Annotated in this window: 14 protein-coding genes; 7 read left to right on the top strand and 7 right to left on the bottom strand. The window is 56.0% G+C overall.

Annotated features, from left to right (window positions below; genetic code table 11):
* The first annotated feature begins 209 nt into the window (after positions 1-209).
* Complete coding sequence (locus AABB92_RS17480) at positions 210-1,190, top strand: LacI family DNA-binding transcriptional regulator (protein ID WP_031376809.1); 981 nt, start codon at positions 210-212, stop codon at positions 1,188-1,190.
* A gap of 1 nt (position 1,191) precedes the next feature.
* On the opposite strand, the gene AABB92_RS17485 is transcribed toward AABB92_RS17480, so the two are convergent.
* Positions 1,192-1,794 carry a LysE family translocator gene (locus tag AABB92_RS17485; RefSeq protein ID WP_031376808.1) on the bottom strand — a complete coding sequence of 201 codons (603 nt, stop codon included), beginning with the start codon at positions 1,792-1,794 and terminating at the stop codon, positions 1,192-1,194.
* 60 nt (positions 1,795-1,854) lie between these two features.
* On the opposite strand from AABB92_RS17485, the gene AABB92_RS17490 reads away from it, so the two are divergent.
* From AABB92_RS17490 to AABB92_RS17500, 3 genes are all read left to right on the top strand, one after another.
* Positions 1,855-2,871: a hydrolase gene (locus tag AABB92_RS17490; protein WP_031376807.1), complete on the top strand. Its 1,017-nt coding sequence runs from the start codon at positions 1,855-1,857 to the stop codon at positions 2,869-2,871.
* Between the two features lie 4 nt (positions 2,872-2,875).
* Positions 2,876-3,094 carry a YheU family protein gene (locus AABB92_RS17495; protein ID WP_031376806.1) on the top strand — a complete coding sequence of 73 codons (219 nt, stop codon included), beginning with the start codon at positions 2,876-2,878 and terminating at the stop codon, positions 3,092-3,094.
* A gap of 61 nt (positions 3,095-3,155) precedes the next feature.
* Positions 3,156-4,025 carry a phosphoribulokinase gene (locus AABB92_RS17500; protein ID WP_031376805.1) on the top strand — a complete coding sequence of 290 codons (870 nt, stop codon included), beginning with the start codon at positions 3,156-3,158 and terminating at the stop codon, positions 4,023-4,025.
* A gap of 584 nt (positions 4,026-4,609) precedes the next feature.
* On the opposite strand, the gene AABB92_RS17505 is transcribed toward AABB92_RS17500, so the two are convergent.
* A complete protein-coding gene (locus AABB92_RS17505) occupies positions 4,610-5,014 on the bottom strand; it encodes an OsmC family protein (RefSeq protein ID WP_031376804.1) in 405 nt (134 codons plus the stop codon).
* A gap of 302 nt (positions 5,015-5,316) precedes the next feature.
* Here AABB92_RS17505 and crp point away from each other — a divergent pair, with 302 nt between their 5' ends.
* Both crp and AABB92_RS17515 read left to right on the top strand, forming a co-directional pair.
* Entirely contained in the window at positions 5,317-5,949 is a 633-nt protein-coding gene (crp, locus tag AABB92_RS17510) for a cAMP-activated global transcriptional regulator CRP (protein WP_000242758.1), read from the top strand.
* Between the two features lie 57 nt (positions 5,950-6,006).
* Positions 6,007-8,082, top strand: coding sequence for a YccS/YhfK family putative transporter (locus AABB92_RS17515; protein ID WP_031376803.1), 2,076 nt, complete (start codon positions 6,007-6,009; stop codon positions 8,080-8,082).
* A 1-nt stretch (position 8,083) separates the two neighbouring features.
* On the opposite strand, the gene argD is transcribed toward AABB92_RS17515, so the two are convergent.
* From argD to ppiA, 5 genes are all read right to left on the bottom strand, one after another.
* Positions 8,084-9,304, bottom strand: coding sequence for a bifunctional acetylornithine/succinyldiaminopimelate transaminase (argD, locus tag AABB92_RS17520; RefSeq protein WP_031376802.1), 1,221 nt, complete (start codon positions 9,302-9,304; stop codon positions 8,084-8,086).
* A gap of 81 nt (positions 9,305-9,385) precedes the next feature.
* Complete coding sequence (locus AABB92_RS17525) at positions 9,386-9,961, bottom strand: aminodeoxychorismate/anthranilate synthase component II (protein ID WP_031376801.1); 576 nt, start codon at positions 9,959-9,961, stop codon at positions 9,386-9,388.
* A 41-nt stretch (positions 9,962-10,002) separates the two neighbouring features.
* The gene (locus tag AABB92_RS17530) at positions 10,003-10,596 is read right to left on the bottom strand and encodes a putative adenosine monophosphate-protein transferase Fic (RefSeq protein ID WP_031376800.1); all 594 of its coding nucleotides are present in this window, start codon (positions 10,594-10,596) and stop codon (positions 10,003-10,005) included.
* The gene (locus AABB92_RS17535) at positions 10,586-10,756 is read right to left on the bottom strand and encodes a YhfG family protein (RefSeq protein WP_072051025.1); all 171 of its coding nucleotides are present in this window, start codon (positions 10,754-10,756) and stop codon (positions 10,586-10,588) included. The genes AABB92_RS17530 and AABB92_RS17535 overlap by 11 nt, the downstream gene beginning before the upstream one ends.
* 98 nt (positions 10,757-10,854) lie before the next feature.
* Positions 10,855-11,427: a peptidylprolyl isomerase A gene (gene ppiA / locus AABB92_RS17540; RefSeq protein WP_031376799.1), complete on the bottom strand. Its 573-nt coding sequence runs from the start codon at positions 11,425-11,427 to the stop codon at positions 10,855-10,857.
* 260 nt (positions 11,428-11,687) lie between these two features.
* Here ppiA and tsgA point away from each other — a divergent pair, with 260 nt between their 5' ends.
* Entirely contained in the window at positions 11,688-12,866 is a 1,179-nt protein-coding gene (tsgA, locus tag AABB92_RS17545) for an MFS transporter TsgA (RefSeq protein WP_031376798.1), read from the top strand.
* Positions 12,867-12,891: the final 25 nt, after the last annotated feature.

Below are 12,891 nucleotides of genomic sequence, written 5' to 3' on the forward strand. Positions count from 1 at the left end.
AAGCAGTGTCTCTGGCGGCAATAATTTCACCAAGGAATTAAAAATTATCCCTAATAGAAATAAGTTCTTAGATCACTATCTGCAAAACTAAGCTAAAAATCGCAAATGCTGAAAACAGCGCCAGCATAAAAAAATGTCAGGCGCTCACATTCGGCCTGTGCTATTGATATGCGTTCCCGTTTCTTGCTTGTAAAAGGTCTTTGTGTTCGATGTCGATTGAGAAAGTCGCTCAGCTGGCTGGCGTCTCTAAAGCCACGGTGTCGCGGGTTCTCAACGCCCATCCCGGCGTCAAACCCGATACGCGTGAGAAAGTGCTGTCGGCTATCGCCGCCTGTGACTACCAGCCCAACTTATTAGCCCGACAACTGCGCACGGCGCAAAGCCACATGCTGCTGGTGTTGATTTCGGACATCACCAATCCCTTCTGCTCGCGGGTGGTACAGGGCATTGAGGCGGAAGCCGAGCTGCACGGTTATCACATCCTGCTCTGCCACTCCGCCTCGCAGTTACAGCGTGAAGCCGCCTATCTCACGCTGCTGACCGGCAAAGTAGTGGATGGCGTGATCACCATGGATGCGGCGTCGGGACTGCAGGATTTGCAGCACATCATTGCAGGCGCGCCGTGGGTCCAGTGCTCGGAGTTCGATCCGGCTATCCCGGCCTCTTCCGTCACCATCGATCATCTCGACGCGGCACGCGATACCGTCCACTACCTTGCCGGCAAAGGCCGCAAACGCATCGGGCTGGTTAACGGGGATATGCGCTACCTCTATTCGCACCATCGTGAACAGGGCTACCAGCAGGCGATAAACGCGCTGGGACTGCAGTGGTCAGGGGTCGCCTACGCCAGCGATATCTCCACGGAAGCGGGCAGCCAGGCACTACAACAATTACTGGCGATGCCGCAACCGCCGGATGCGATTTTTGCCGTGTCGGATGTGCTGGCTGTGGGGGTGATTCATGCCGCGCTGCAAGCGGGGCTGCGCGTGCCGGAAGATCTGGCGGTAGTGGGTTTTGACGGCATTCCATTTACCGGCAGCCTTAACCCGCCGCTGACCACCATCGAACAACCGATGTATCAGCTCGGGGCGCGAAGCGTGCAGCTGTTGTTGCAGAAAATCCGTCAGCCGCACGCGCCGGTAATCCGTGAAGTCCTGCCCTGGAAGCGCGTTGAACGCGCCTCCAGTTAACTCAGTGCCAGATCAACAGCACGCAGGCTGCCGTCAGCAATCCCATGGCGAGATTAAAGATTTTCCAGGCGCGGCGGCTGCGTAAAATGCGGCCAATCATTGCGCCGAATCCCATCCAGATCAGGCCGGACACCAGATTAACGATAAACATGCCGAGACTGATCGCCATCACCGATTGACGATAGGCATCGCCAGCCAGGCTAAAGCTGGCGACCGCGCCCAGCGCCATCAGCCAGGCTTTGGGATTGATCAGCTGCAGTAATCCGCCCTGCCAGAACGGCATGGGCGACTCCGGCACCTGATCGGTTTCCAGTTTTTCGTAGCTGGCGGTGGCAATTTTCCATGCCAGCCACAGCAGGTAGAGGCTACCGGCGATTTTCAGCACCAGATGCAGTGAGGGATAGAGCAGGATCAGTCCGCCGACGCCAAACGCCACCATCAGCAGCATGACCTGCATGCCGATCATGATGCCAATCATCAGAGGAATGGTCCGCAGGAAGCCAAAATTGGCGCCGCCCGCAGTAAGTAACATATTATTAGGGCCTGGCGTGATCGCGGCGACCCAAAGGAATCCTAACATCGACAAGAAAAGACTCAGTTCCATAGCAATCGGGTGCTCCTCACCCCCAGCAAGCAAAAAACCTATCGAAGCTAACAGCGCGATATGGAACAGACAAGCTTTTACCCGATGAAATTAATCGCACCCGACACGGATCAATTTACGCCGTTAGCCGGCATGCGCAATGCGCATCTGCAAACGGTACTGCCACGCCTGCTACGGCGGCAGATCAAGCTCGATCCTCACTGGCAGCGTCTCGATCTGCCCGATGGCGATTTTGTCGATCTCGCCTGGAGTGAAGATCCGCATCTGGCACAGCACAAACCCCGGGTGGTGCTGTTTCACGGACTGGAAGGCAGTTTCCACAGCCCCTATATCCACGGGCTGATGGAAATTTGCCGCGCACGCGGCTGGCTGGCGGTGGTGATGCACTTCCGCGGATGCAGCGGCGAACCTAACCGGCTGAACCGTATCTATCATTCCGGTGAAACCGAAGATGCACGCTATTTTCTGCACTGGCTGCAAACCCGCTGGGGTCGGGTACCGACCGTGGCGGTGGGTTTTTCGCTCGGCGGTAACATGCTGGGCTGCCTGCTGGGTCAGCAGGGATCCGATGCGCCGGTTAACGCGGGCGTCATCGTCTCCGCGCCGCTGCTGCTGGAGCCGTGCAGCGTCAAACTGGAGCGCGGCTTCTCGCGCTTTTACCAATACTATTTACTGGCGCAGCTGAAGAAGAACGCCCGGCGCAAACTGCACGCCTGGCCGGAAACGTTGCCGGTGAATCTGACGCAGCTTAAAGCGCTACGCCGGCTACGCGACTTCGATGACGCGATCACCGCCCGCGCCCACGGTTTCAGCGATGCGGCTGACTATTATCAGCGCGCCAGCGCCCTGCCCTGGCTGAAACAGGTCGATAAGCCGCTGCTGATCATTCATGCCAAAGATGACCCGTTCATGAGTGATGAGGTGATCCCGCACAGCAGCCAATTATCTGCCACTATTACTTATCAACTGACGCCGCACGGCGGTCACGTTGGCTTTGTCGGCGGGACGTTGCGCCAGCCCGAAATGTGGCTTGAACAGCGCATACCCCAGTGGATTGCCCCTTTTCTGGATACCTAACGTTGTGATTATTCCCTGGCAACAGGTCTCACCTGAGACGCTTGAAAATCTGATTGAAACTTTCGTACTGCGTGAAGGCACCGACTACGGCGAGCAGGAACGCAGCCTGAGCGAAAAAGTGGCTGACGTGCGCCGTCAGCTGGAAACCGGCGAAGTGGTGCTGGTGTGGTCGGAACTGCATGAATCGGTCAATATTATGCCGCGCAAAGAATTTCGCGGCTGATGCAGCCGGCGGCAATTCATGTTAACAATGCGCATGGCCCGACTTCACAGGGAGCTTTTTTATGTCAGCACGCCATCCGATAATCGCCGTCACCGGTTCCAGCGGCGCGGGGACCACCACCACCAGTCTCGCGTTCCGTAAAATCTTTCAGCAGCTCGATCTGCACGCTGCCGAACTGGAAGGCGACAGTTTCCACCGTTTCACCCGGCCTGAAATGGATATGGCAATCCGCAAGGCGCGCGATTTGGGCCGTCATGTCAGCTATTTCGGTCCGGAAGCCAATGACTTTGGCCTGCTGGAGCAGAGCTTCAGGCAGTATGGGCTCAACGGCCAGGGCCAGTCGCGTAAATACCTGCACACCTATGACGAAGCGGTACCGTGGAATCAGGTGCCGGGCACCTTTACGCCGTGGCAGCCGCTGCCGCAAAACACCGATATTTTGTTTTACGAAGGACTGCACGGTGGCGTGGTGACCGCCCAGCATAACGTAGCGGAGCATGTCGACCTGCTGGTGGGCGTGGTGCCAATTGTTAACCTCGAGTGGATTCAGAAGCTGGTGCGTGACACCAGCGAACGCGGCCATTCGCGTGAAGCGGTAATGGATTCGGTGGTGCGCTCAATGGAGGATTACATCAACTTCATTACGCCGCAGTTCTCGCGCACCCATCTTAACTTCCAGCGAGTGCCGACGGTCGATACCTCAAATCCGTTTGCCGCCCGCGCTATTCCGTCATTGGATGAGAGCTTCGTGGTGATCCATTTCCAGGCGCTGGACGATATCGACTTCCCTTATCTGCTGGCGATGCTGCAGGGATCGTTCATCTCGCATATCAATACGCTGGTGGTACCGGGCGGAAAAATGGGGCTGGCGATGGAGCTGATCATGGGTCCGCTGGTGAAGCGGCTGGTGGAAGGCAAGCGGATAGAATAAGAGGCCAGCAAAAACCGCTCTGAGAGCAGATGTCTTTAACAAAGAGAGTAAAACTGGCTTTCCTGCGGCTAAAGACTTATCCCTGGGCAGGCTTCAGGGAGCATACACCTTTCGCAAAGACGCAAAACCGCTATCCCTGGCAGGCTCAGCACGGGCCATCCCTGGCCCGCGATGCTTTGCTACAGGCATATGCTCCCTTCGCTTCACGTTCGACAACCGCATCCGGTTTCAGGAAGGTCGCTACAGACAACCCCTGGGCAGAAAGAATCTGGCAGCAATAGATAAGTTCAACACGCTGGGAACCGGGTCAGAAGAGGAAAGCGTCCCGCCGCCCGGATAAAAACGCCGGGAGCGTTTTTGAACAACGCAAAGCGTTGGCCCGGCTACGGGCGCGCCTCAGGGATGAGGTGCGTAATCGCGCGGGCCGAGCGGCCAGGGATTGGCTTAAACGACTTTCCGATCTGACCCGGTTCCCTGCGCAGGCACAGTATCAAAACGGATTCCCTGCCCAGGCACAGACTTAAAGCAACCTGCATCAGATACTGGAAGTGAAGTTAGCAGGTCTGCAATGACCCTTGCGGCTACTACAGTTCGATCACTTCATAGCTGTGGGTGATGGTAACCCCTTTACCCAGCATGATGGCGACCGAGCAATATTTTTCAGCAGAAAGATCCACCGCGCGTGAGACCGCCTTATCCTGTAGCGCTTTGCCGCTCACGATAAAGTGCAGGTTGATGTGCGTAAAGATTCGCGGCGCCTCTTCACGACGTTCTGAGGTCAGTTTTACTTCACAATCAGCCACATCGTTGCGACCTTTTTGCAGAATTGAAACGACGTCGATGGCGCTGCATCCGCCCGCCGCCATCAGCACCATCTCCATTGGGCTGGGCGCTTTATCACCCGAATTGCCATCCATTAATACCTGATGTCCGGATGACGACTCACCGAGGAATGTCAGCCCTTCTACCCATTTCACTCTTGCCTGCATGATTTTCGCTCCAGAATATGCGGTTTTGCCGTCAGAGTACGCTTTCGCCTGGTAAACAGCAATCCAGAGAAATCCGCCGTTAGCTGAAGCGAGACAACAGAAGACAGTCGGCAAAAGCTGTGCTACAAACAGTGCTGAAAATATTTTTCGTCACCCGATGGCGAAGCCGGGAAGAATGATGCGCACTGCGCCGAATGCAGCCCGAATAATTTCCTGTAAGGGAAACGCTTGAAGCTTTCATCGCCTGACAGGGAAACTGCCCCCTGTATTTTGGGCACGATTACAACAGAGGATAATAGCGAATGGTTCTCGGCAAACCGCAAACAGACCCTACACTCGAATGGTTCCTGTCCCATTGCCATATTCACAAGTATCCATCCAAAAGTACGCTGATTCACCAAGGTGAAAAAGCTGAAACGCTTTACTACATCGTGAAAGGTTCCGTTGCGGTTCTGATCAAAGATGAAGAAGGCAAAGAGATGATTCTTTCTTACCTGAATCAGGGCGATTTCATTGGCGAGCTTGGCCTGTTCGAAGAAGGTCAGGAGCGCAGCGCCTGGGTACGTGCCAAAACCGCGTGCGAAGTGGCGGAGATTTCTTACAAGAAATTCCGTCAGCTGATCCAGGTTAACCCGGATATCCTGATGCGACTGTCGTCGCAGATGGCGCGTCGCCTGCAGGTTACGTCGGAAAAAGTGGGTAATCTCGCTTTCCTCGATGTGACCGGACGCATTGCTCAGACTCTGCTTAACCTGGCGAAGCAGCCAGACGCCATGACGCATCCCGACGGCATGCAAATTAAAATTACTCGTCAGGAAATTGGCCAAATCGTTGGTTGTTCACGTGAAACCGTGGGCCGTATTTTGAAGATGCTGGAAGATCAGAACCTGATCTCTGCACACGGCAAAACCATCGTCGTTTACGGCACCCGCTAATTCCTGTCACCCACGGCGTGATGGCAACATCGCGCCGTTATTGTTTGTGTTGGGCCGATGTGGCGTCGAATTATTTACCATCCTGAAGTCAATTACGCCTTGCGGCAAACCCTGGTGCTCTGTCTGCCAGTGGCGCTGGGCTGGCTGGCTGGCGACCTGCAAAAAGGTCTGCTGTTCTCGTTAGTTCCCGCCTGTTGCAATATCGCCGGTCTGGATACCCCGCATAAACGCTTCTTCAAACGCCTGATTGTCGGCGGCAGCCTGTTTGCGCTCGGCAGCTTTCTGATTCAGTGGCTGACGCAGCACGCCATTCCGCTGCCGCTGATTCTGTTCGCCTTGCCGTTGCTGCTGGGGGTCACCGGCGAAATCAGCCCGCTGCACGGCCGTCTGCTGCCCGGCACCCTGATCGCCGCCATCTTCACGCTGAGCCTGATTGGCCGTATGCCGATCTATGTGCCGCCGCTGCTCTATATCGGCGGCACGCTATGGTATGGGCTGTTTAACTGGTTCTGGTTCTGGCTGTGGAAAGAGCAGCCGATGCGTGAAAGCCTGAGCCTGATCTACCGTGAGCTGGCCAACTATTGCGACGCCAAATATACCCTGCTGACTCAGCTGACCGATCCGGAAAAGGCCCTGCCGCCGCTGCTGGCGCGTCAGCAAAAAGTGGTCGATATGATCACCACCTGTTACCAGCAGATGCACATGCTTTCCGCCAGCCGGGATCACAGCCATAAGCGGCTGACCCGCGCCTTTCAGGTGGCGCTGGACCTGCAGGAGCACATCTCGGTCAGCCTGCATCAGCCGGAAGAGGTGCAGAAACTGGTGGAGCAGAGCTATGCCGAAGCGGTGATCCGCTGGAACGCCCAGACTATTTCGGCCCGCTTACGGGTGCTGGCGGATAACATTCTCTATCACCAGTTGCCGGATCGTTTTGGCATGGAGAAGCAGCTCAGCGCGCTGGAAAAAATCGCCCGCCAGCATCCTGACAATCCGGTGGGAAATTTCTGTCTCTACCACTTCAATCGGATTGCGCGGGTGCTGCGCACCCAAAAACCGCTCTATCAACGTGACCTGATGGCCGATCGTCAGCGCCGTCTGCCGCTTCTGCCGGCGCTGCGCAGCTATCTGTCCTGGCGTTCGTCGGCACTGCGCACTGCCGGGCGCTTTGCGGTGATGCTGATGCTGGGCAGCGCACTGGCGCTGTTTTTCAACATCCCTAAACCGTACTGGATTCTGATGACCATTATGTTCGTCAGCCAGAACGGCTACAGCGCCACCCGCGTTCGCATCCAGCACCGGGCACTGGGCACCTTTGCCGGCCTGGTGATTGCGGCTGCCACCTTACGCCTGGCGGTGCCGGAGTCGCTGGTGCTGCTGATCATGCTGGTGATCACCTTTATCAGCTACCGGTTTACCCGCCAGTTTTACGGCTGGTCGATGATCGGCTTTACGGTGACGGCGGTTTACTCGCTGCAGTTGCTGTCGCTGAATGGGGCGCAGTTCCTGCTGCCGCGCCTGATGGATACGCTGATGGGTTGCCTGATCGCCTTTGGCGGAATGTTGTGGCTGTGGCCGCAGTGGCAGAGTGGCTTATTGCGGCAAAACGCCCATGACGCGCTGGAAACCTATCAGGATGCGCTACGGCTGCTGCTGGGGGCGGAACAGTCACCGGAGAAACTGGCGTATCAGCGGGTACGGGTCAATCAGGCTCACAATGCGCTGTTTAACTCCCTGAACCAGGCGATGCAGGAACCGGCTTTTAACGCTCAGTACCTCAAGGATATGCGTCTGTGGGTCACCCACAGCCAGTTTATTGTTGAGCACATCAATGCAATGACGATTCTGGCGCGTGAACACACCATGCTGACCGCCACGTTAGCTGAGCGTTATCTGCAGTCCTGCGAAATTGCGCTGCAACGTTGTCAGCAGCGACTGGAATATGATGGTGCCAGTTCGCAGGTTAACCTGCTGGATGAGCTGGAAAACATTAATGAAGGGCCGGTCACGGTGGTGGAACAGCATGTACGCCGCATTCTGGATCATCTGAGCGTGATGCACACCATTTCATCTCTGGCGTGGAGCCAGCGACCGCAACATGGCCGCTGGCTGAGCAGACGGTTACGCAAAAACTAAATCAGCCGGTAATCACCTTGCCGACGGCGGTGGCGAAGCGGCGCATACCCTCTTCGATGTCGGCGGGTTCGATGATCAGCGAAGGTGCAAAACGCATCACGTCCGTGCCGGCCACCAGCACCATTACCCCTTCAGCGGCTGCCGCATTGAGGATATCGCGCGCCTTGCCGGCATGCTGAGGCTTCAGCGCCGCGCCAATCAGCAGGCCTTTGCCGCGAATATCACTGAACAGATCGTACTTCGCATCAATCGCCTGCAGCGCGCTGACAAACTGCTGACGCCGGACGCCAACGCCTTCCAGCACTGCCGGGGTATTGATGATATCCAGCGCGGTCTCGGCAATGGCGCAGGCCAGCGGATTGCCGCCGTAGGTGGTGCCGTGCACGCCAGGGGCCATGGTGGAGGCGATCTCATGGGTAGTCAGCATGGCGCTGACCGGGAAACCGCCACCCAGCGCTTTGGCCGAGGTCAGAATATCGGGCTGCACGCCATAGTGCTCATAAGCAAACAGCTTGCCGCTGCGTCCCATACCGCTCTGCACTTCATCCAGCACCAGCAGTGCCTGGTATTGATCGCACAGTTCACGCAGCCCGTGCATAAACTCTTCGGTTGCGGGCACCACGCCGCCCTCACCCTGAATCGGTTCGACCACGATAGCGCAGGTGTGATCGTCGATAACCGCCTTAACCGCGGCCAGATCGTTGAACGGCACGTGGACGATATCGGCAGGTTTAGGGCCAAAGCCATCGGAATATTTTGGCTGTCCGCCGACCGTCACGGTAAACAGCGTCCGGCCGTGGAAAGCATTGTGGAAGGCGATGATCTTACTTTTGAACGGGCTGTGACGTTTGCAGGCGTAATAGCGTGCCAGCTTGAACGCCGCCTCATTCGCTTCTGCACCGGAGTTGGCGAAAAACACCCGCTCGGCAAAGGTGGCATTGATTAACTTGCTGGCGAGACGCAGTGCCGGTTCGTTGGTGAAGACGTTACTGGTATGCCACAGCGTTTCGCCCTGGCTTTTCAGCGTTTCCACCAGCCCAGGATGGCAATGGCCGAGCGCAGTCACGGCGATGCCGCCCGAAAAGTCGATATATTCTTTGCCCTGCTGATCCCAGACGCGGCTGCCCTTGCCTTTGACCGGCACGAACTGCGCTGGTGCATAAACAGGCAAAATAACGTTATCGAACGTTTCCCGTGTGACCGCAATTTTTTCGGCTGCCATTAGTGACCCCATTTGAATGATTGTTGTACTGCTGTGAAATAATAATCACAAAATATGCATAAAAAATCACTCAAAGGCAAACTATTGCGACAGGAAATTGCGCAGCAGCTGGTGTCCCTGCTCGCTGAGAATGCTTTCAGGATGGAATTGCACCCCTTCCAGTGCCAGGGTTTTATGGCGGATGCCCATGATCTCGTCGGGCTGTCCGTCACGCAGGCTCCAGGCGGTGACCTCAAAGACGTCAGGCAGCGTATCGCGTTTTACGATCAATGAATGGTAACGGGTAACGGTGAGGGGATTATTCAACTGGCGGAACACGCCGCTGTTGCTGTGCTGAATCAGCGAGGTTTTACCGTGCATCACCTGACGGGCGCGCACGACCTCGCCGCCCCAGGCCTGCGCAATCGCCTGATGTCCGAGGCAAACGCCCAGCACCGGCAGGCGTCCGGCAAAATGGCGAATCGCCGCCAGTGAAATGCCGGATTCGTTGGGGGTACAGGGTCCCGGGGAAATCACCAGATGGGTCAGCGGCAGCGCATCCATCTGCTGCAGGGTGATGGCATCGTTGCGCACCACCCGAACCTGCGCGCCCAGCTCGCAGAAATATTGATAGAGATTCCAGCTAAAGGAGTCGTAGTTGTCGATCAGCAGCAGCATGACTAATCCAGAGTGGTTACCAGCGCCGCTATTCTACGCGGTTACGCCGGCTCGCTCACCACTTTCGCAAAAACCTGCTCCAGCAGCTGCAGGTCGCCTGCAACGCCTGCCTGATTCGCCACTCGCCAGCTTTCGGCATCGATCGCCTCCCACGCCAGCAGATAACCGGCATGCAGCGCCAGCTGCTCGAAAAAGATGCGTTGCGCGCGGCCATTTCCTTCACGGAAAGGATGCAGCACGTTGATTTCGCAGTAGTAGTGGGCAATACGCTGTACAAAGGCGTCACGCGGCAGGTCGGCGAGGCCATTTTCCTCTTCCAGCGCCGCCATCAGGGCATTCCCCTCTTTTTCGATATATTCGAAATGGCAGAACGGCGTCTCATCGCGCCAGATATCGATGGTACGCAACTCACCGGCCCAGCTGTAAACATCCTGGAACAGCGTACGGTGGATCAGCTGCAGCCACGGCAAGCCGGCATTACGCGGCCCTAACTCCAGCGTCGCCAGACGGGCAGCACTGAAGCTCAGCTCTGCTTTACGCAGCTGTGCCGCGTCATGAATATCGAGCAGATTCTTCAGCACGTTGTCGTTGTGCCACAGGTAGGGATCCTGGCTGACCGCGATATTAGACACCATATTGCCTCCTCAGCGAAGCCAGACGTGCCGCCGCCTCGTCGCCTTTTACCGCGGGTTCATTGTGGCTGAAGCCTTCCAGCCGACAGCTGGCCTGATAGCTGGCGCTGCGCCGCTGTTGCCACAATGTGGCCTTTTGTTTCTCGGTGAGTTTGTTCGCCATGCCGCCTCCTGCTCAGGTTTTGCCCTAAGTATAAGAGCATTTTCTGGCTTTGCCGGATGCGGGAAAGCGCCGCCATCGACAGATGGCGGCATGAAGTATTAAGGCAGAACTTTAGCGGAGAGGATAACTACCGGTTTAGACGGGACATTCTGGTAAGGACCGACATCTTTGGTCGGTACCTGAGAAATTTTTTCAGCCACATCCTGACCTTTCACAATCTTACCGAATACCGCATAGCCAAAATCACGCTGGCCATGGTCGAGGAAGGCGTTATCGGCCACGTTGAGGAAGAACTGGCTGGTGGCGCTGTCTTTATCGGCGGTACGGGCCATTGAGATGGTGCCGCGCAGGTTACGCAGGCCGTTATCCGCCTCATTTTTGATCGGCGCATTGGTCTGCTTCTGCTGCATGTCGGTGGTAAAGCCGCCGCCCTGCACCATAAAGCCTGGGATCACGCGATGAAAAATGGTGTTGTTGTAGAAGCCACTGTTGACGTAATCAACAAAGTTTTTCACCGAGACCGGCGCTTTTTGGTCATTCAGTTCGAGTTCGATATTGCCGGCGGAGGTGGTGAGCAGAACATGGGTATCGCCTTTTGCGGCCAGGGCCGAGGCAGAAACAGATGAGAGCGCTAACAGGGTAATTGCCGCTGTTAAAGTACGTTTAAACATGAAAGATTCCTTACCTTGGAGAGCTAGCTCAAAAACGTGATTGATTGTAAAGAGCATGTAATACAAGAGCCAGCGTTTTACCTATATTTACGCTGCGGCTTAAAAAGCGCGAGCAATCGATAAAACCCGGCAAATGCGTGATTAAAATCACACAACACATGAAATGTAGATCTCCAGTTTCACTGGTTGTTTATTAAGATCACAGTTCCGTTTACACTTTCTGACACTTTTTGCCACCGGTTTCCTAACAGGTTCAGAACATGACAAACCGTAATCGTATCGGCCTTACCTGGATAAGCTTCTTTTCGTATGCGCTTACCGGCGCATTGGTAATCGTTACCGGCATGGTAATGGGCGATATCGCGAAAGATTTCCAGATCCCCATCTCCAGCATGAGTAACACCTTCACCTTCCTGAACAGCGGGATCCTGGCCGCCGTTTTCCTCAATGCTTGGCTGATGGTGATCGTGCCACTCAAGCGCCAGCTGATTTTCGGTTTCGTCCTGATGGTGCTGGCGATCATTGGCTTAATGACCAGCCGCGATCTCAGCATCTTCTCGCTCTGCATGTTCGTGCTGGGTGTGGTCAGCGGCATTACCATGTCGATCGGGACGTTCCTGATTACCCATATGTATGAAGGTCGCCAGCGCGGATCACGTCTGCTGTTTACCGACTCCTTCTTCAGCATGGCGGGCACGCTGTTCCCGGTGCTGGCAGGTATCCTGCTGGCACGTCAACTGCCATGGTACTGGGTTTATGTCTGCATCGGCTTCATCTATGTGGCGATTTTCATCATGACGCTGTTTGTCGAGTTCCCGGTACTGCGCAAGCCGGAAAACAGCCCGACAGTTGAAAAGGAAAAATGGGGCGTTGGCGTGCTGCTGCTCGCGGTTGCCGCCCTGTGCTACATCCTCGGTCAGCTCGGTTTTATCTCGTGGGTACCGGAATACGCCACCAAAGTGATGGGCATGAATATCGATAATGCCGGACAGCTGGTTGGCAGCTTCTGGACCGCCTATATGGTCGGAATGTGGGCGTTCAGCTTCCTGCTGCGCTTCTTCGATCTGCAACGTATCCTGATGGTGCTGGCTGGCCTGGCGACGCTGCTGATGTACTGGTTCGTCAGCAGCCAGGATGCCGGCATGCTGAAGTGGATCATCATGGTTCTGGGCTTTAGCTCCAGCGCGATTTACACCACCATCATCACGCTCGGCTCGCTGCAAACCAAAGTAGCTTCACCAAAATTGGTGAACTTCATTCTGACCTGCGGCACCGTCGGCACCATGCTGACCTTTGTGGTTACCGCGCCTATCGTCGAGAAGAGCGGCGTGCACACCGCGCTGGTCACCGCTAACGGTCTGTATGCGGTGGTGTTTGTCATGTGTGTCCTGCTGGGACTGGTGACCAAACATCGTTCGCACGGTCACGTCACCCATTAATCTCGCCGGGCGGCGATCCTTCGCC

It is taken from the genome of Pantoea brenneri (assembly GCF_038594305.1).
Classification (GTDB): Bacteria; Pseudomonadota; Gammaproteobacteria; order Enterobacterales; family Enterobacteriaceae; genus Pantoea; species Pantoea brenneri.